Source organism: Propionivibrio soli, assembly GCF_025770765.1.
Lineage (GTDB): Bacteria > Pseudomonadota > Gammaproteobacteria > Burkholderiales > Rhodocyclaceae > Propionivibrio > Propionivibrio soli.
Genome location: NZ_JANZKY010000009.1, coordinates 106,821 through 122,596, shown reverse-complemented (window position 1 = coordinate 122,596; position 15,776 = coordinate 106,821). Strand labels below are relative to the sequence as shown.

Here is a 15,776-nt window from a genome sequence, read left to right as displayed (position 1 = left end):
CTCATTATCCCGAAAGAAAAAACCGCCCCGCGAGACGAAGCCCGGGAGCGGTTCAATGGGGTCATTCCCGTCCGCGTCAGGCGCCAGCGAACGGGAAACGTTGGCTGAATCAAATATGTTCGACGTTCACCTCGAAGGACTGTGCGCCGACGGCGATGCGGTAAGCGCGCTTCGTCCCGGCCGGAGCGGAACCCGATGCCGTGGACGGGGCAACCGCCGCAGGAGCCGGCGCCGCAGCAGCCGCTTCCTTCTTTTTCTTGGGGACGGAGATCTTGAAGTTGCCCTTCAGGAAGTCCAGGCCTTTGTTGCCGCCCTTCGTCGCCAACGCGCCGATGGTGAAAATGTTCTCGTCGGTTACCGGCAGACCGTTCTCCTCAAGGATTTTCTTCGCCTTCGGAATGCCCGGCTCCAAGTGTTTGATCGGATCGCCGCTAAAGACGGGTTTCTTCATCTGCTCGGCGGCGATCTTCACGATCTCCGGGTCCGGCTCGACCGGCGTCTTGCCGAAATAGCCGAGCACCATATTACCGTAGCCCTCGGTGATCTTCTTCCACGGTCCCATCATCACGTTTGCATAGGCTTGCTGGAAGTAGAACTGGGACACCGGGGTGACCGACGTACCATACCCGCCACGCGCCACGCACTCGGCCATCGCCTTGATGACTTCCGGATACTTATGGAAGGTTTTGTTCTCACGCATCATCAGCGTGTTGGCCGTGAGCGCACCACCCGGCATCGGGCTGAAGATGACTTCGGTATCGATGCCCAAGGCTTCCGGCGGGAATTCGTAGTCGCCCAGGCATTCCTTGGCGACCTCGTTGGCCTCCATGATCTTCTCTACATCGATGTCGAGGGTATAGTCGGTGCCCTTCAATGCGTGCCAGAGCGAAAAGAGATCGGGCTGCGCCGTGCCGCCGCTTAATGGCGCCCGGCCGAGACAGACGCCGTCGCAGCCGGCTTCGATTGCCGCCACATACTGAGCGACGCCGGTGCCGCAGGTGTCGTGCGTATGCATGCGCAGTTCGACCTTGTCGCCCAGTAGCTTGCGCGCTTGTTTGAAGGTCTCGTAGACCTTGCGCGGATTCGATGTTCCCGACGCGTCCTTAAAGCACACGCTGGAGAACGGCACGCCGGAATCGAGAATGTTGCGCAGCGTCTTGGTGTAGAACTCCGGATCATGAGCACCCGAGCACCCGCGCGGCAGTTCCATCATCGTCACCACGACCTCGTGCTCGAGGCCGGCATCGTGAATGCATTGGCCGGAGTAAATGAGGTTGTTCACATCGTTCAGCGCGTCGAAATTGCGGATGCGCGTCATGCCATGCTTCTTGAACATCTTGGCGTGGAGATCGATCATGTCGGCCGGCTGCTGTTCGAGCGCGACGACATTGATACCCCGGGCCAGCGTCTGCAGCTTGATATCCGGCCCGACCGCCTTGCGGAAGGCGTCCATCATGTCGAAGGCCGACTCACCGCAGTACAGGAACGGCGCTTGAAACCGCGCACCGCCACCGGCTTCAAAGTGCGTTATGCCGGCAGCAACCGCTGCCTCGACCGCTGGAATGAAATCCTTCGTCAACGCCCGGGCGCCGAAAATCGACTGGAATCCGTCGCGGAAGCTGGTGTCTTGGAACAGAATCTTCTTGGTCATGATCATCCTGCGTAAGTAAGTGAAACCTGCGTTGGCGCAAGGAGCAAACGGGGGACGACGGAACAATCAAAGGCGGCGGGTCCCAGCCCGTTTTGCGCTGCGCAACTATAACGAGGCAGTATCCTTGACGCCGCCGGGAACGTCAATGAGTGCGGGCTCACCTGCGGTACGCGGATTCGGCGGACGCGGTCAAATCGCTGACGGAAGTGCTTGGCGCAACGGATGGGCGGGTTCGAGCAACCGGTCGGCGGGAAAGCGCGCCGTAAACCGGCTTCCCTTGCCCGGCTCGCTCTCGATTTCCAGTGTTGCGTGGTGACGCGTCAGGACGTGCTTGACGATCGCCAGACCGAGGCCGGTCCCTCCTGTTTCGCGTGAGCGGCTTCGATCAACGCGGTAGAAGCGTTCGGTCAGCCGCGGCAAATGCTCGGCCGCGATGCCGATACCGGTGTCGGCGACTGAAAACGCTCCGCCCGTTTCGTCTGCCCGCCACGCTATCTCGATCCGACCGCCAGGCGGGGTATAGCGAACCGCGTTGCCCGCCAGGTTGGCAAAAGCGCTGCGCAGTTCGTTCGCACAACCGGACAGGATCGATGGTGTCGCCATGTCGAGGACAATCTCGTGAGTTCCGGCAGACAGGGCCTGTGCGTCGGCGAGAATGCTGCGCAACATCGGTTCGAGTTCGACGCGTTCCTCGATTGGTGTCGGCGCTCCCGATTCAAGCGCCGACAGCGTGAGCAGGTCCTGGATCAAGCGCTGCATGCGAGCAGTCTGCTCATAGATGAGCCCGAGATAGTGCTTAATCTCGGCGTCATCGTAGTCTTCGTATCCTTCGGTCAGCATTTCCGAAAAGCCGGCGACCACCGTCAACGGTGTTTTGAGTTCGTGCGACACGTTGGCGATGAAATCCCGGCGCATCCGCTCGGTCCGTTCGATCTGGCTGATATCGCGAGATACCAGCAGGCTTTGTTCGTCGCCGTACGGAATCACCTGCAGCAAAAGCGTGAGCCCTTCGACACGGCCGCCTCGATAGATGAGGGGTTCGTCGTAGTTTCCGGCTTCGAGATAGCTCACAAAATCGGGATGGCGGATCAGATTCGTGAGCGCCTGTCCGCGGTCGGTCTTCGCCGACAGCGCAAAATGCGCTTCAGCACGTTCGTTGATCCAGTCGATGTGCCGGTGCCTGTCGAACGCGATAACGCCGTCCGGCAATGCCTGAAAGACGCGCATGAAGCGCTCGAGCGTATCGGAAAGCGCCCGGTGCTGGCCGAGGCGGATACGAACGCGCCGGTGCAATCCGGCAAAGGCGATTTCCCATACGCCGCGACCACGCGGTAACCGGGCGTCGAGAGGCCCTTCGAGCCACTTCATCAGCTGACTGAGCAGCGTGAGGTGCCAGGCAAGCATCGCCAACACGCAAATCAACACGGCAACGAGCGCCCATGCCACCCCGGAAATGATGAGCACCGGCAGGAAAACGAAGCAGGCAATCGCGACCAGCAGCCATAACGTACGGCTCCAGAGAGCACTCATTGGCTGCACCCGATCGCGTCTTTCTTTCTCATTCAGGCTGCGTCGAAAAACGGTAGCCGCTGCCACGTACGGTCTGGATCAGCCGGTCATGGCCAGTGGGTTCGAGCGAAGCCCGCAAACGCCGGATGTGCACATCCACGGTCCGTTCCTCGACAAAAATGTGGTCGCCCCAAACCTGGTCGAGCAGCATGGCTCGGCTATGGACACGTTCCGGGTGCGTCATGAAGAAGTGAAGAAGGCGGAATTCGGTCGGACCGAGATCGAGCGGACGTCCGTTGCCGTAGACTCGATGCGTTATGGGATCGACGCGCAGGCCGTCGACGTCGACGCAGTCTTCGGTCATCTGCGGCGCCCGGCGGCGCAGCACGGCCTTTATCCGTGCCAGCAGTTCCTTGGGAGAAAACGGCTTGGTCAAGTAATCGTCGGCTCCGGCTTCGAGCCCGGCCACCTTGTCATGCTCTTCCCCACGGGCAGTGAGCAAAATGACCGGCAGGTCGCGCGTTCGTTCTTCGGCCCGCAACCGCCGCGCATATTGCACGCCGCTTATCCCGGGAAGCATCCAGTCAAGCAGGATCACATCGGGGAGCGTCTGGTTTACGAGGTGGGCGGCCTCTTCCGCGCTGTCGGCTCGCAACACCCGGTGGCCGGCATGGTGCAAGCTCGCGGCGATCAGCTCCTGGATCGAGGGCTCGTCTTCGACGACAAGGATGTTCGCGGGCATTTCGCAGTCCTTCATTCGGTTCGCCGGCGTAGCTTATGAACGTAAGGTTACAGAACGATGACAACTTGCGCGAGATTGAGATCTGAAAGAGGGAGGGTCCCGCGATGAGCCTCTCGATAGCATCCATGCTTCATGTCAACGCGTACCTCACACGGGTCGCGCTACCTCTGGCCATATCTCGCCTGGGACAGAGGGTCGGTCCGGCGGACGGGGTTGCGCTATGATACGCGTTCGCTGGTAGCGCTCATCACTAAGGTAGCCATGGCAGGACTGCACCCCGACACGCCGATTCCGACTGAAATCAAGCAACATCAGAAGTCGCGCGTTCTCGAACTCGCTTTCGAGAACGGCGAACGTTACGAACTCACCTACGAGTTTCTGCGCGTTTTTACTCCGTCCGCGGAAGCCCGGGGCCACGGCCCGGGGCAAGAAACGCTCCAAGTCGGCAAGCGCGATGTGACCATCTTGAGCATCGAGCCGGTAGGGAACTACGCTATCCGGCCGATTTTCTCCGACGGGCACGATAGCGGTCTCTACTCATGGGACATTCTGCACGGACTGTGCGAGCACCGCGACGAGCTATGGCAGGCTTATCTCGACAGGCTGCAAGAAGAAGGTGGAAGCCGTGATCCGGCCGAGTGCCCGCCTCCTCCGCCCAAACCCGCGCCTTCCTGCGGCCCGCGCAAGAATTGAAGCGCGGTTGAAACTCGGGGGTGTCGCCCCCATTTGGTGATCACTATGGAACCTCAACCGACCACGCATTTCGGCTACGAGCAAGTATCGGAGGCTGAGAAGGCTCAGCGCGTCGCCCGTGTTTTCGATTCCGTGGCCCAACGCTACGACATCATGAACGACCTCATGTCGGGCGGGCTGCATCGTCTCTGGAAGTCGTTCACGATCGGCCAGAGCGGAGTACGCGAAGGATCGCGCGTGCTCGACGTAGCCGGGGGCACCGGCGATTTATCGTTGGCCTTCGCGCGGCGGGTGGGCAAGACTGGCCAAGTTTGGCTGACCGACATCAACAACGCCATGCTGACCAACGGTCGGGACCGGCTGTGCGATAAGGGCTTTCTGATTCCCGTCGCGCAGTGTGACGCCGAGAAGCTGCCTTTCCCCGACGATTACTTCGATTGCGTGACGGTTGCCTTCGGATTGCGCAACATGACGCACAAGGATGTCGCGCTTGCCGAAATGCACCGCGTGCTGCGCCCTGGCGGACGGCTGCTCGTTCTTGAGTTCTCGCATGTCTGGAAGCCGCTCTCACCGATCTACGACTTCTATTCGTTCAAGATCATTCCGCGCATTGGAGAAGCGATAACGAAAGACGAAGCGAGCTATCGCTATCTCGCCGAGTCCATCCGTGTCCATCCAGACCAGGAAACGCTAAAGGCGATGATGGAGCAGGCCGGGCTCGAAAAAGTGGACTATTTCAACCTGACGTTGGGCGTCGTTGCCCTGCATCGCGGTTTCAAATTCTGACGAGGAAACAGATGAAAAGCATTTTCATGGCGGTTTTTCTCTCGGTTCTGGCGCTTGGCCTGAGCGTCGGCGACGCCGAAGCGGCTCGCCTCGGTGGCGGCCGGTCGTTCGGCATGCAACGCCAAGCCGTAGCGCCGCGGCCCTTGAGTCCCACACAGGCAGCTCCCGCGCCCGCCACACCCCAACAACCCGGAACGCCGGTCGGTACGCCGAGGCGGAGTTGGATGGGACCGTTGGCTGGCCTGGCCGCGGGTCTCGGGCTCGGCGCTCTGCTTTCGCATTTCGGGTTGGCCCCCGCGATGGGCGACTTTCTGATGATTGTCCTGCTCGTCATGGGCGGCATGTTCCTTTTGCGATTGCTGACTCGGCCGCAAAATGGAAATGCACGCCCCGCGACTTACCCAAATCAGCCAACGCAGTATGCAGCGATGGAGCCCGTCTCTGCAGCGAGCACCAACTCCACCGCTCCGACTGGCGGCAACGTTCCCGCTGGCTTCGACCGTGAGGCCTTTCTGCGAGTGGCAAAACTCAACTTCATCCGCCTGCAAGCGGCCAACGACGCACGCAATCTTGCCGATATCCGCGAATTCGTGAGCCCAGAGCTTTTCGCCGAGATCAAGATGCAAATGGATGAACGGGGTCAGGCGGAACAAAAAACCGACGTCGTCACGCTTGATGCGGAACTGCTCGAAGTGGTCACGGAAGGCGACCGGCACATTGCCAGCGTCCGTTTTGGCGGCATGATCCGCGAGATGGAAGGTGCCGCGGCGGCGCCGTTCGATGAGGTTTGGCACCTGGCCAAGCCGGTGGATGGCAGCCGCGGCTGGACAGTCGCGGGAATTCAGCAAGTTAACTGAACGGCTGCCCTAGGAGCCGAGGATGCTGACGGCAGCCGCGCTTCGGGCGCTCAACCACCTGCTAGGTGAAGAAGACTGGGCAAGCGAGCGCTTGCGGGGGTTCGTTGGGCGAACAGTGAAGTTCGAAGTGGGTCCGTTCTCGTGGCCATTGGAGATCACCGAGGCCGGCCTTTTCAAACGTGCCGCCGCCGACGCCCAGCCGGATGTCGAAATCAACCTTCCTCCGGACGCCTTATTGCGTGGCCTCACGGATCGGCCGTCGGTTCTCGCATCGGCGCGTATCAGCGGACCAGCGGATTTGGCAGAAACGATCGGATTCGTTTTCCGTCATTTGCGTTGGGATGTCGAAGCCGAGCTTTCGCGTGTTGTCGGCGACATTCCGGCACGGCGCCTTACCCAAGTCGGCCGGCGCTTCCTTTCGTTGCAACAGGAGCAGGCAACAAACTTGGCTATGAATGTCGCCGAGTATCTCACCCACGAGAAGCGAGCGGTCGCCGGGCGTTCCGAAATCGCCGGGTTCTGCTGTGACGTAGCCGGCGTACGCGACACGTTGGCAAAGCTTGAACAGCGCATCGCTCAACTGGAACACTGACGCCGGGTAGACGCCGCGAGCACATGCCCGCATTACGTTGTAGGTCGGCAGACTCCTTGGCCCAAGCGTGGGAACTGATGCCCCCGAAAGGAATCGCCGTAACGCCAAGGTAATCCGTGGATCCGGCTTGTTCCGGGAGCCGGAAACACGGCGATCGCCATGAAAACAAAGGGCAGGTCGAAACCTGCCCTTTAGTCGGCTACCTGCTGCTTGAGGCGTTCAGCGGTTGGGCTTGCGGATACGCTTGATCGTCTGCAGCTGAGCAATGGCCTGTGCGAGCTCAGATTCGGCCGCCGCGTAGTTGACGTCGGACGAACGGTTGCGCAAGGCTTCCTCGGCACGTTGCTTGGCTTCGATCGACTTCGCTTCATCGAGGTCATGCGCCCGGATCGCCGTGTCGGCGAGAACGGTGATCATCGCCGGCTGGACTTCGAGTATCCCGCCCGAAACATAAACAAGCTCGTATTCGTCGCGATCCGGCACTTTCAGGCGCACGGTACCGGGCTTGATGCGCGTCAGCAGCGGCGCGTGACGCGGATAGATGCCCAGTTCGCCGGCCTCGCCAGGAAACACCGCAAAGTCCGTCTGCCCCGAGAAAATGAGTTCCTCGGCACTGACGACATCGACATGTACTCTGAGTGGCATAGGTTTTCTTCCCCGCGCGGCGGCTGCATCCGGAGGACGCAGGCCGCGCCGTCCGGTTTAGAGCGTCTTCGCTTTTTCGAAAACTTCCTCGATCGTGCCGACCATGTAGAAGGCCTGCTCGGGGATGTTGTCGCACTCACCCTCCACGATCATCTTGAAGCCCTTGATCGTATCCTTGAGCGGCACATATTTGCCCGGCGAGTTGGTGAATACTTCCGCCACATGGAACGGCTGCGACAGGAAGCGCTGGATCTTGCGCGCCCGGTAAACACTGAGCTTGTCCTCGGGCGAGAGCTCGTCCATCCCGAGAATGGCGATGATGTCGCGCAGTTCCTTGTAACGCTGCAAGGTCATCTGCACCGCACGCGCCACTTTGTAATGCTCTTCCCCGACGACCTGCGGATCAAGCTGGCGTGAAGTGGAATCGAGCGGGTCGACGGCCGGGTAGATACCGAGAGCCGCAATGTCGCGGGAGAGCACGACCGTCGAATCAAGGTGCAGGAAGGTCGTGGCCGGCGAGGGGTCCGTCAAGTCGTCGGCCGGGACGTAAACCGCCTGGATCGAGGTGATCGAGCCGACGTTGGTGGACGTAATCCGTTCCTGCAACCGCCCCATTTCTTCCGCCAGCGTGGGTTGGTAGCCCACCGCCGACGGCATCCGGCCGAGCAGCGCAGAAACTTCGGTTCCCGCGAGCGTGTAGCGATAGATGTTGTCGACGAAGAACAGGATGTCGCGGCCATCGTCGCGGAAACGCTCGGCCATGGTAAGACCGGTCAGCGCCACGCGCAGACGGTTACCTGGCGGTTCGTTCATCTGGCCGAAGACCATCGCCACCTTGTCAAGGACGTTGGAGTCCTTCATTTCGTGGTAGAAGTCGTTGCCTTCGCGGGTCCGCTCGCCGACGCCTGCGAATACCGACAGACCCGAGTGCTGCTTGGCGATATTGTTGATCAGTTCCATCATGTTGACGGTCTTGCCGACGCCGGCTCCGCCGAACAGGCCGACCTTGCCGCCCTTGGCGAATGGACAGACGAGGTCGATCACCTTGATGCCGGTTTCGAGAAGATCGACCGACGGCGACAATTCGTCGAACTTCGGCGCCGGTTGATGGATCGCACGGCGCTCTTCGGTCGCGATCGGCCCCGCCTCGTCGATGGGACGGCCAAGGACGTTCATGATGCGCCCGATCGTCGCATCACCGACCGGCACCGAGATCGAGCCACCGGTGTTGTTAACCTTCATGCCGCGGCGCAGGCCGTCAGAGGAACCCATGGCGATCGTACGCACCACGCCGTCGCCGAGCTGTTGCTGCACTTCAAATACAAGGTCCGCCTCACAGCCGGGGTGTTCCTCGGATTTGTCGAGCACGAGCGCGTCATAGACCTTCGGTATCCCCTCGCGCGGGAACTGGATGTCCACCACAGCGCCGATACACTGAACAATGTTTCCTTGACTCATCGTCATATCCCCAATCAATAAACTGCGTTCGCTCGATCAAACGGCCGCTGCGCCGCCGACGATTTCCGAGAGTTCCTTGGTAATCGCCGCTTGACGCGCCTTGTTGTACATCAGCCTGAGTTCGCCGATCACGTTCTTGGCGTTATCCGACGCCGACTTCATCGCCACCATCCGCGCGCTTTGCTCGGAGGCCATATTTTCCGCGACGGCCTGGTACAGCACGGCTTCGACGTAGCGCACGAGCAGATCGTCGATCACGACCTTCGCGTCGGGCTCGTAGATGTAATCCCAACCATGCGCGCCACCGCCAATCAAATCGCCGGACAACGGCAGCAGCTGCTCGACCACCGGCTCCTGCTTCATGGTGTTGATGAAGCGCGTGTAGGCGATGTACAGGACATCGATCTCGCCGTTGATATAGGCGTCGAACTGCACTTTCGCCGGGCCAATCAGTTTCTCGAGCCGCGGCGTGTCACCGAGTGCAACGACTTGCGAAACCAGCGTCGCGCCGGCGCGTAGCATGAATCCGAGGCCTTTGTTACCGATGGCTGTCACCTGCAGCTTCTTGCCCTCGGCATCCCACTCCTTCATGCGGGTCAGCGCCAGCCGCAGCACGTTGGTGTTGAGACCACCGCACAGCCCCTTGTCCGACGTCACTACGATCAGGCCGACGGCTTTTACCTCGTCGCGTTTGGTAAGAAACGGGTGGCTATAGTCGGTCAGCGCATGCGACAGGTTGCCGGCAACACGGCGGATCTTTTCGCCGTACGGGCGCGCCGCCCGCATGCGGTCCTGCGCCTTGCGCATCTTGGACGCAGCCACCATTTCCATTGCCTTGGTGATCTTGCGCGTGCTTTCGACGCTCTTGATCTTGTTGCGTATTTCCTTGCCGCTCGCCATGGCGTCTCCCTGGTCGCTCAGGCCAACGTGGCCTTGAACTCCTCGATGGCCTTGGTGAGCGCCTGCTCAGCATCAGCATCAAGTTCTTTCGTCGTCTCGATCTTCTCGACGACGGCCGGGTGCTTCTGCTTGATGTAGCTTTGCATCTGGCTTTCAACAGCCAAAGCTTTCTTGACGTCCACGTCGTCGAAAAAGCCCTTGTTCACCGCATGCAGGGTGATCGCCATTTCGGCGACGGCCATCGGCGAATACTGTGGCTGCTTCATCAACTCGGTGACTAGGCGGCCACGGTCGAGCTGCTTGCGTGTCGCTTCGTCGAGGTCGGAAGCGAACTGCGCGAATGCTGCCAGCTCGCGATACTGCGCCAGGGCGAGACGTACGCCGCCGCCGAGCTTCTTGATCACCTTGGTCTGCGCCGCGCCGCCCACCCGCGACACCGAAATACCGGCGTCGATGGCCGGACGGACACCGGCATTGAAGAGGTCCGTGTCGAGGAAGATCTGGCCGTCGGTAATCGAGATGACGTTCGTCGGAACGAAGGCGGAAACGTCGCCGGCCTGCGTTTCGATCACGGGCAACGCGGTCAGCGACCCCGTCTTGCCTTTGACTGCGCCGTTGGTGAATTTCTCGACGTATTCCTCGTTGACCCGCGCCGCGCGTTCGAGAAGGCGGGAGTGCAGGTAGAAGACGTCGCCCGGATACGCTTCACGCCCCGGCGGGCGCCGCAGCAACAGCGAAACCTGACGGTACGCCCATGCCTGTTTGGTCAGATCGTCGTAAATGATCAGCGCATCTTGGCCGCGGTCGCGGAAATACTCGCCCATCGTGCAGCCCGCATACGGCGCGATGAACTGCAGGGCCGCCGATTCGGACGCCGTCGCCGCCACGACGATGGTGTAGTGCATCGCGCCATGCTCTTCAAGCCGGCGCACGACGTTCGCCACCGTCGATGCTTTCTGCCCGACCGCGACGTAGATACAAATGAGGTCCTTACCCTTTTGGTTGATGATGGTGTCGACGGCAACGGCCGTCTTGCCGGTCTGCCGGTCACCGATGATCAACTCACGCTGGCCGCGGCCGATCGGGACCATCGAGTCGATCGACTTCAGACCCGTCTGTACCGGCTGCGATACCGACTTGCGCCAGATGACGCCGGGCGCGACCTTTTCGATCTTGTCCGTCAGCTTGGCGTTCACCGGGCCTTTGCCGTCAATCGGCTGACCCAGCGAATTCACGACCCGGCCGAGCAGCTCGGGACCAACCGGGACTTCGAGAATGCGGCCGGTCGTTTTAACCGTGTCGCCCTCGGTGATGTGCTCATACTCGCCAAGCACGACCGCTCCGACGGAGTCGCGCTCCAGGTTGAGTGCCATGCCATACGAACCGCCGGGGAATTCAAGCATTTCGCCCTGCATCACGTCGGCTAGCCCATGCACACGGCAGATGCCGTCGGTCACCGATACGACGGTTCCCTGCGTCCGCGTTTCAGCCCCGGTATCCAGATTCTGAATCTTGCTCTTGATCAGCTCGCTGATCTCGGAAGGATTCAATTGCATTCAAAATTCTCCTAATTCTTGAGCGCTACGGCCATCGCTTCGAGTTTGCCGCGGACGGAGGCATCCAGTACTTGGTCGCCGACGGTGATCTTCACGCCACCGATCAGCGTCTCGTCCAGTTCGACGCGTGGTTGGAGTTTGCTGCCGAAGTATGGCTCGAGCTGGGTCATCAGATTCTTGAGCTGGGCTTCGTCAAGCGGATACGGTGTGCTGACCACGGCTTCCTTGATCTGCTCGTCTTCGCTTTTAAGTTGCGCGAAAAGCTCCTCGATCTGCGGCAGTACCGCCAGCCTCTCGTTTTCAGCCAGAACGCCGAGAAACGAGGCCAGCTCCCGGTCTCCCGGCTCCTCGGATAAGGACAAGACGACGTCGGCGATCTGCTTGGCGGAGAATTTGGGGTTACCGATGACGCCGGCCATCTCCGGGTCCTGCACGATGACGCTGAGGCGTTTCAACCGTTCGAGCCAGAGATCTTGCGTCTTGGCTTCCCGCGCCAAGCGGTACACAGCCTGAGCGTAGGGGCGCGCGATAGTGACGAATTCGGCCATGGGATTACAGATCTCGCCCGATCGAGCTCAACATCTCGGCATGCGCCTTGGCGTCGATCTCGCGCCGCAAGATCTTCTCGGCACCGGAAACCGCCAGTTCGGCGACCCGTTCACGCAGGTCCTCCTTGGCACGCATGGCTTCCTGCTCGATTTCGCCCTTGGCCGCAGCAATGATGCGATCTGCTTCGACCCGGGCCTGATCCTTGGCCTGCTCGATGATCTGCTCCGCGCGTTTTTCGGCTTGCGCGATGACATCCGCCGCCTTCTCCTTGCCTTCACGCACGGCCTCGGCCGAGCGTTTGGCCGCAAGATCCAGGCTTTGCCGGCCGCGTTCCGCCGCCGCCAAACCTTCCGCGATCTTCGCCGCACGCTCGTCAAGCGCCTTTACGATGGGCGGCCAGACGTACTTCATAGTGAACAGCGCAAGAATGAGGAAGACCGCGAGCTGTGCAAATAGCGTAGCGTTCAGATACACGTTAGATACCTTTCCATTGAATGGATGGCACGTACCCCGAGTGCGCGTTACTTGAGGAAGGTCGAGATGGCGAACCAGACGGCGATACCCGTCCCGATGATGAACGCCGCGTCGATCAGGCCGGCGAGAATGAACATCTTCACCTGCAGTTCGTTCATCAATTCGGGTTGACGGGCGGAGGCTTCAAGGTACTTCCCACCCATCAGGCTGATGCCGATACAGGCTCCGATGGCACCGAGACTGATGATCAGACCGCAGGCCAGGGCGACATTCCCGAAAACTTGTTCCATGACTACTCCTTCAGATTGATTTACCAGCGAAATGATGAAAAAACGGCTTCCCCAACAGCGTGATCAGTGGCTTTCGTGTGCCTGACCGATATACACGAGCGTAAGCATCATGAAGATGAATGCCTGCAGCACGACGATAAAAATGTGAAACAGCGCCCACAGCGTCCCTGTGATCAAGTGTCCCAGCCAGAGCAGTGAGCCTCCGAAAATCGGCAGCGACGGGAAGGCCATGCCCATCAGCGCGATGAGCAGGAAGAGCAACTCTCCGGCGTACATGTTTCCCCACAGCCGCATGCCGTGCGAGACGGTTTTGGCCATGAACTCGATGATCTGAATTGCCAGATTGGGGATGTAAAGCAGCGGATGGTTGCCGAAAGGCGCCGTAAAGAGTTCGTGCACCCACCCGCCCAAGCCCTTGACCTTGATGTTGTAGAAGAAACAAAGGAGCAGCACGCCAACGGAGAGTCCCAGTGTTCCATTCAAATCGGCCGTTGGCACCACACGCAGATAGGCGTGCGGATTCCCTGATATTTTTTGCCATAGAGCAGGCAGCAGATCGACGGGCAGGAAGTCCATCGAGTTCATCAAGAACACCCAGACGAACACAGTCAACGCGAGCGGCGCCACGAAACGCCGCGATTGTTCGTTATGAACAATCCCTTTGGCCTGATTACCGACCATCTCGATCAGGATTTCGAGCGCGGCCTGCGCCCGGCCCGGAACACCCGCTGTCGCCACGCGCGCCACCCGCCAGAGCAAAAAGATGCCGGCGGATCCGAGCAGGATCGCGAAAAAAAGCGTGTCGAAGTTGATGATCGAGAAATCGACAATCGCGGTTTGCGGATGCCCGGCGGAATTCAGGTTGCCCAGATGGTGCAGCACATACGCGCCGGCATTCGGAGCTTGCTCAGCCGCTTCATGACCCGTCGACATAGTTATTTCGTTTTCCAGAAAGCCAGAAACATCGCTTGCAACGCAAGCCCCAAGCCGATCAGCATCGAAGGCCAATGCAAATCGGCATAAATTCGCGCAGCCAGAAACAAAAACGCAATCGTGAGGAGGACCTTGGCCAGCTCACCGACGAAAAAATTCAATGGATAAGACGCGCCGCGACGGTTAGCTACCGCACGCAGACGTAATGCGAACAACGCGTTGGGGATAATGCAGGCCGCCCCACCCAAAAAGGCGGACACAGCCCCCCGAATTCCTACCACCAGACCCGCCACAGCGACGACGATCAGCGTTACGATGACCTGCAAAAGAATCGCCCGAAACATTTTATGTACCGTCGTCGGCACTCAGCCACTCAGCTATTCCACGCAAGGTTCGGTGCCGCCGCCAGCGCCGAATACTATACTATCTTTTTAATGTTACCGTCGTTCCGTCCGCTCCTGCTCCACTAAGCTGCTCAAGGCTTCCGCCCCACCGGCGAGCTTAACGCAGGCGTTGCAAAATGCCTTCCAGTTGGTCGAGATTACCAAAGTCGATCTGAATCTTGCCAGCGCCCTTCTTGTTGGTCCGGATTTCAACCTGGGCTCCGAGCAGATCCGAAAGCTCTTCTTGTAAGCGCAGGACATCCCGGTCGGGCTTCCTGGCTTCTACTTCCTTTGCCGGCTTCAATGCATTCTGGGCGAGCCGTTCCGTTTCACGGACGGAGAGCCCTTTCTGCACCACGCGCTGAGCCAACTGCACCTGCAAAGCTCCCGATAAAGGGAGCAGCGCCCTGGCGTGGCCCATATCGATCGCGCCGCTCATTAAAAGTTCCTGAACCGGCGCAGCAAGTTGTAACAGACGCAGCAAATTCGACGCCGCCGGACGCGAACGCCCCACGGCATCGGCCGCCTGTTGGTGTGTCATCGAGAATTCATCGATCAGCCGTTGCAGACCCTGCGCCTCTTCGAGCGGGTTCAGGTTCTCGCGCTGGATGTTCTCGATCAGCGCCATCGCCAGTGCCGACTCGTCCGGAATTTCACGGATCAGCGTAGCGACTTCGGAGAGGCCGGCGATCTGCGCTGCGCGCCAACGCCGCTCACCGGCGACGATTTCATACCTCTCCTCGCCGTTGCCGAGCGGTCGGACCAGGATCGGTTGCATCAGTCCCTGGGCACGGATCGAGGCCGCCAATTCCTCAAGTGAGGCGCTGTCCATGCGCGTCCGCGGCTGGTATTTCCCCGGCTGCAAGCTACCAACGGGCAAGGCGCGCTGCTGCTCCCGGATCTGCGTTTCGTTGCCGGCAAGCAGCGCGTCGAGGCCGCGGCCGAGTCCCTTGAGTTTCATGCTTGTGCTCCTTGTGCCTCGGCTGCATTCGCGAGGGCGTCCCGCCGGTCGAGGATTTCCTGTGCCAGGGCCATATACGCTTGTGCCCCCTTCGACAGCCGGTCGAACGCGATCACCGGCTTTCCGTACGAAGGCGCCTCCGCGAGACGGACGTTGCGCGGGATGATCGTACGGTAGACCTTGTCGCCGAAATGATCGACGAGTTCGCCCGAAACCTGTTGCGTGAGCGTCGAACGCGGATCGAACAAAGTGCGCAGCAATCCTTCGATTTCGAGCCGGGAATTCAGATTGGCACGCACCTTCTTCAGCGTGGCAACCAGGTCGGTCAGTCCCTCGAGCGCGTAGTACTCGCACTGCATCGGAATCATCACCGCGTGGGCGGCCGCTAATCCATTGACCGTCAACATATTGAGCGCCGGCGGACAGTCCATGAGCACGAAATCGTAGTCGCCCAACGCCGGTTCCAGGGCCGCACGCAGCCGGTACTCGCGCCCGTTGATTTCGATCAATTCGACTTCGGCCCCCGCGAGCTCGCGATTCGCCGGCAGGATGTCGAAACCGAATTCCGTCTTGATGCGCGCATCGGCCAGCGTCGAACGGCCGATTAGTATCTGATACACCGTGGGCAACGCCTCGCGTTTGATGACGCCACAGCCAGTCGTCGCATTCCCTTGCGGATCGAGATCGATCATCAGCACGCGCTGACCGAGAGCCGAGAGGCAGGCGGAAAGGTTGACCGCCGTGGTCGTCTTGCCGACGCCGCCCTTCTGGTTCGTTACCGCCAGTATTCTTGCCAA

Annotated in this window: 18 protein-coding genes; 4 read left to right on the top strand and 14 right to left on the bottom strand. The window is 60.3% G+C overall.

All coding sequences use genetic code 11. The features are described 5' to 3' along the window. Positions 1-109 precede the first annotated feature (109 nt). From NZ453_RS12200 to phoB, 3 genes are all read right to left on the bottom strand, one after another. Positions 110-1,651 (bottom strand): hypothetical protein, encoded by a 1,542-nt coding sequence (locus NZ453_RS12200; protein WP_263770877.1) that lies wholly within the window; start codon positions 1,649-1,651, stop codon positions 110-112. Positions 1,652-1,840: 189 nt separating this feature from the next. Next, on the bottom strand, positions 1,841-3,181 hold the full coding sequence (phoR, locus tag NZ453_RS12195; RefSeq protein ID WP_263770876.1) for a phosphate regulon sensor histidine kinase PhoR: 1,341 nt from the start codon (positions 3,179-3,181) through the stop codon (positions 1,841-1,843). Positions 3,182-3,209: 28 nt separating this feature from the next. Beyond that, positions 3,210-3,902 (bottom strand): phosphate regulon transcriptional regulator PhoB, encoded by a 693-nt coding sequence (gene phoB, locus NZ453_RS12190; RefSeq protein ID WP_263770875.1) that lies wholly within the window; start codon positions 3,900-3,902, stop codon positions 3,210-3,212. Between the two features lie 261 nt (positions 3,903-4,163). Here phoB and NZ453_RS12185 point away from each other — a divergent pair, with 261 nt between their 5' ends. The 4 genes from NZ453_RS12185 to NZ453_RS12170 are packed head-to-tail and all read left to right on the top strand — an operon-like array spanning position 4,164 to position 6,830. Then, entirely contained in the window at positions 4,164-4,595 is a 432-nt protein-coding gene (locus tag NZ453_RS12185; RefSeq protein ID WP_263770982.1) for a gamma-butyrobetaine hydroxylase family protein, read from the top strand. A 45-nt stretch (positions 4,596-4,640) separates the two neighbouring features. Next, positions 4,641-5,381 (top strand): bifunctional demethylmenaquinone methyltransferase/2-methoxy-6-polyprenyl-1,4-benzoquinol methylase UbiE, encoded by a 741-nt coding sequence (gene ubiE, locus NZ453_RS12180; RefSeq protein WP_275983166.1) that lies wholly within the window; start codon positions 4,641-4,643, stop codon positions 5,379-5,381. Positions 5,382-5,392: 11 nt separating this feature from the next. Continuing rightward, positions 5,393-6,238, top strand: a complete 846-nt coding sequence (locus NZ453_RS12175) for a Tim44 domain-containing protein (RefSeq protein ID WP_263770874.1) — start codon at positions 5,393-5,395, stop codon at positions 6,236-6,238. A 22-nt stretch (positions 6,239-6,260) separates the two neighbouring features. Further along, positions 6,261-6,830, top strand: coding sequence for a ubiquinone biosynthesis accessory factor UbiJ (locus tag NZ453_RS12170; RefSeq protein ID WP_263770873.1), 570 nt, complete (start codon positions 6,261-6,263; stop codon positions 6,828-6,830). Positions 6,831-7,049: 219 nt separating this feature from the next. On the opposite strand, the gene NZ453_RS12165 is transcribed toward NZ453_RS12170, so the two are convergent. The 11 genes from NZ453_RS12165 to NZ453_RS12115 all read right to left on the bottom strand — a co-directional run bounded on the left by NZ453_RS12165 (position 7,050) and on the right by NZ453_RS12115 (position 15,776). Then, a complete protein-coding gene (locus NZ453_RS12165) occupies positions 7,050-7,475 on the bottom strand; it encodes a F0F1 ATP synthase subunit epsilon (protein ID WP_263770872.1) in 426 nt (141 codons plus the stop codon). 57 nt (positions 7,476-7,532) lie between these two features. Then, on the bottom strand, positions 7,533-8,933 hold the full coding sequence (atpD, locus tag NZ453_RS12160; protein ID WP_263770871.1) for a F0F1 ATP synthase subunit beta: 1,401 nt from the start codon (positions 8,931-8,933) through the stop codon (positions 7,533-7,535). A 36-nt stretch (positions 8,934-8,969) separates the two neighbouring features. Next, the gene (atpG, locus tag NZ453_RS12155; protein ID WP_263770870.1) at positions 8,970-9,833 is read right to left on the bottom strand and encodes a F0F1 ATP synthase subunit gamma; all 864 of its coding nucleotides are present in this window, start codon (positions 9,831-9,833) and stop codon (positions 8,970-8,972) included. 17 nt (positions 9,834-9,850) lie between these two features. After that, a complete protein-coding gene (atpA, locus tag NZ453_RS12150) occupies positions 9,851-11,389 on the bottom strand; it encodes a F0F1 ATP synthase subunit alpha (RefSeq protein WP_263770869.1) in 1,539 nt (512 codons plus the stop codon). 11 nt (positions 11,390-11,400) lie between these two features. Then, on the bottom strand, positions 11,401-11,937 hold the full coding sequence (locus tag NZ453_RS12145; RefSeq protein ID WP_263770868.1) for a F0F1 ATP synthase subunit delta: 537 nt from the start codon (positions 11,935-11,937) through the stop codon (positions 11,401-11,403). A gap of 4 nt (positions 11,938-11,941) precedes the next feature. Beyond that, positions 11,942-12,412 (bottom strand): F0F1 ATP synthase subunit B, encoded by a 471-nt coding sequence (locus tag NZ453_RS12140; protein ID WP_263770867.1) that lies wholly within the window; start codon positions 12,410-12,412, stop codon positions 11,942-11,944. Positions 12,413-12,459: 47 nt separating this feature from the next. Then, positions 12,460-12,702, bottom strand: a complete 243-nt coding sequence (atpE, locus tag NZ453_RS12135) for a F0F1 ATP synthase subunit C (RefSeq protein WP_263770866.1) — start codon at positions 12,700-12,702, stop codon at positions 12,460-12,462. Positions 12,703-12,765: 63 nt separating this feature from the next. After that, the gene (atpB, locus tag NZ453_RS12130) at positions 12,766-13,635 is read right to left on the bottom strand and encodes a F0F1 ATP synthase subunit A (RefSeq protein WP_263770865.1); all 870 of its coding nucleotides are present in this window, start codon (positions 13,633-13,635) and stop codon (positions 12,766-12,768) included. 2 nt (positions 13,636-13,637) lie between these two features. Then, positions 13,638-14,000, bottom strand: a complete 363-nt coding sequence (locus NZ453_RS12125) for an ATP synthase subunit I (RefSeq protein WP_263770864.1) — start codon at positions 13,998-14,000, stop codon at positions 13,638-13,640. A gap of 136 nt (positions 14,001-14,136) precedes the next feature. Further along, positions 14,137-14,979 (bottom strand): ParB/RepB/Spo0J family partition protein, encoded by an 843-nt coding sequence (locus NZ453_RS12120; RefSeq protein ID WP_263770863.1) that lies wholly within the window; start codon positions 14,977-14,979, stop codon positions 14,137-14,139. Next, on the bottom strand, positions 14,976-15,776 hold the full coding sequence (locus tag NZ453_RS12115) for a ParA family protein (RefSeq protein ID WP_263770862.1): 801 nt from the start codon (positions 15,774-15,776) through the stop codon (positions 14,976-14,978). Before NZ453_RS12115 ends, NZ453_RS12120 begins: the two co-directional genes overlap by 4 nt.

What these genes read in the sequence shown, in the direction of transcription:
- atpD (WP_263770871.1), bottom strand. Translation starts at nt 8,933, where the DNA reads ATGAGTCAAGGAAACATTGTTCAGTGTATCGGCGCTGTGGTGGACATC.
- NZ453_RS12170 (WP_263770873.1), top strand. Translation starts at nt 6,261, where the DNA reads ATGCTGACGGCAGCCGCGCTTCGGGCGCTCAACCACCTGCTAGGTGAA.
- NZ453_RS12175 (WP_263770874.1), top strand. Translation starts at nt 5,393, where the DNA reads ATGAAAAGCATTTTCATGGCGGTTTTTCTCTCGGTTCTGGCGCTTGGC.
- NZ453_RS12200 (WP_263770877.1), bottom strand. Translation starts at nt 1,651, where the DNA reads ATGACCAAGAAGATTCTGTTCCAAGACACCAGCTTCCGCGACGGATTC.
- atpE (WP_263770866.1), bottom strand. Translation starts at nt 12,702, where the DNA reads ATGGAACAAGTTTTCGGGAATGTCGCCCTGGCCTGCGGTCTGATCATC.
- NZ453_RS12165 (WP_263770872.1), bottom strand. Translation starts at nt 7,475, where the DNA reads ATGCCACTCAGAGTACATGTCGATGTCGTCAGTGCCGAGGAACTCATT.
- NZ453_RS12145 (WP_263770868.1), bottom strand. Translation starts at nt 11,937, where the DNA reads ATGGCCGAATTCGTCACTATCGCGCGCCCCTACGCTCAGGCTGTGTAC.
- NZ453_RS12120 (WP_263770863.1), bottom strand. Translation starts at nt 14,979, where the DNA reads ATGAAACTCAAGGGACTCGGCCGCGGCCTCGACGCGCTGCTTGCCGGC.
- ubiE (WP_275983166.1), top strand. Translation starts at nt 4,641, where the DNA reads ATGGAACCTCAACCGACCACGCATTTCGGCTACGAGCAAGTATCGGAG.
- atpA (WP_263770869.1), bottom strand. Translation starts at nt 11,389, where the DNA reads ATGCAATTGAATCCTTCCGAGATCAGCGAGCTGATCAAGAGCAAGATT.
- phoR (WP_263770876.1), bottom strand. Translation starts at nt 3,181, where the DNA reads ATGAGTGCTCTCTGGAGCCGTACGTTATGGCTGCTGGTCGCGATTGCC.
- NZ453_RS12185 (WP_263770982.1), top strand. Translation starts at nt 4,164, where the DNA reads ATGGCAGGACTGCACCCCGACACGCCGATTCCGACTGAAATCAAGCAA.
- atpB (WP_263770865.1), bottom strand. Translation starts at nt 13,635, where the DNA reads ATGTCGACGGGTCATGAAGCGGCTGAGCAAGCTCCGAATGCCGGCGCG.
- phoB (WP_263770875.1), bottom strand. Translation starts at nt 3,902, where the DNA reads ATGCCCGCGAACATCCTTGTCGTCGAAGACGAGCCCTCGATCCAGGAG.
- atpG (WP_263770870.1), bottom strand. Translation starts at nt 9,833, where the DNA reads ATGGCGAGCGGCAAGGAAATACGCAACAAGATCAAGAGCGTCGAAAGC.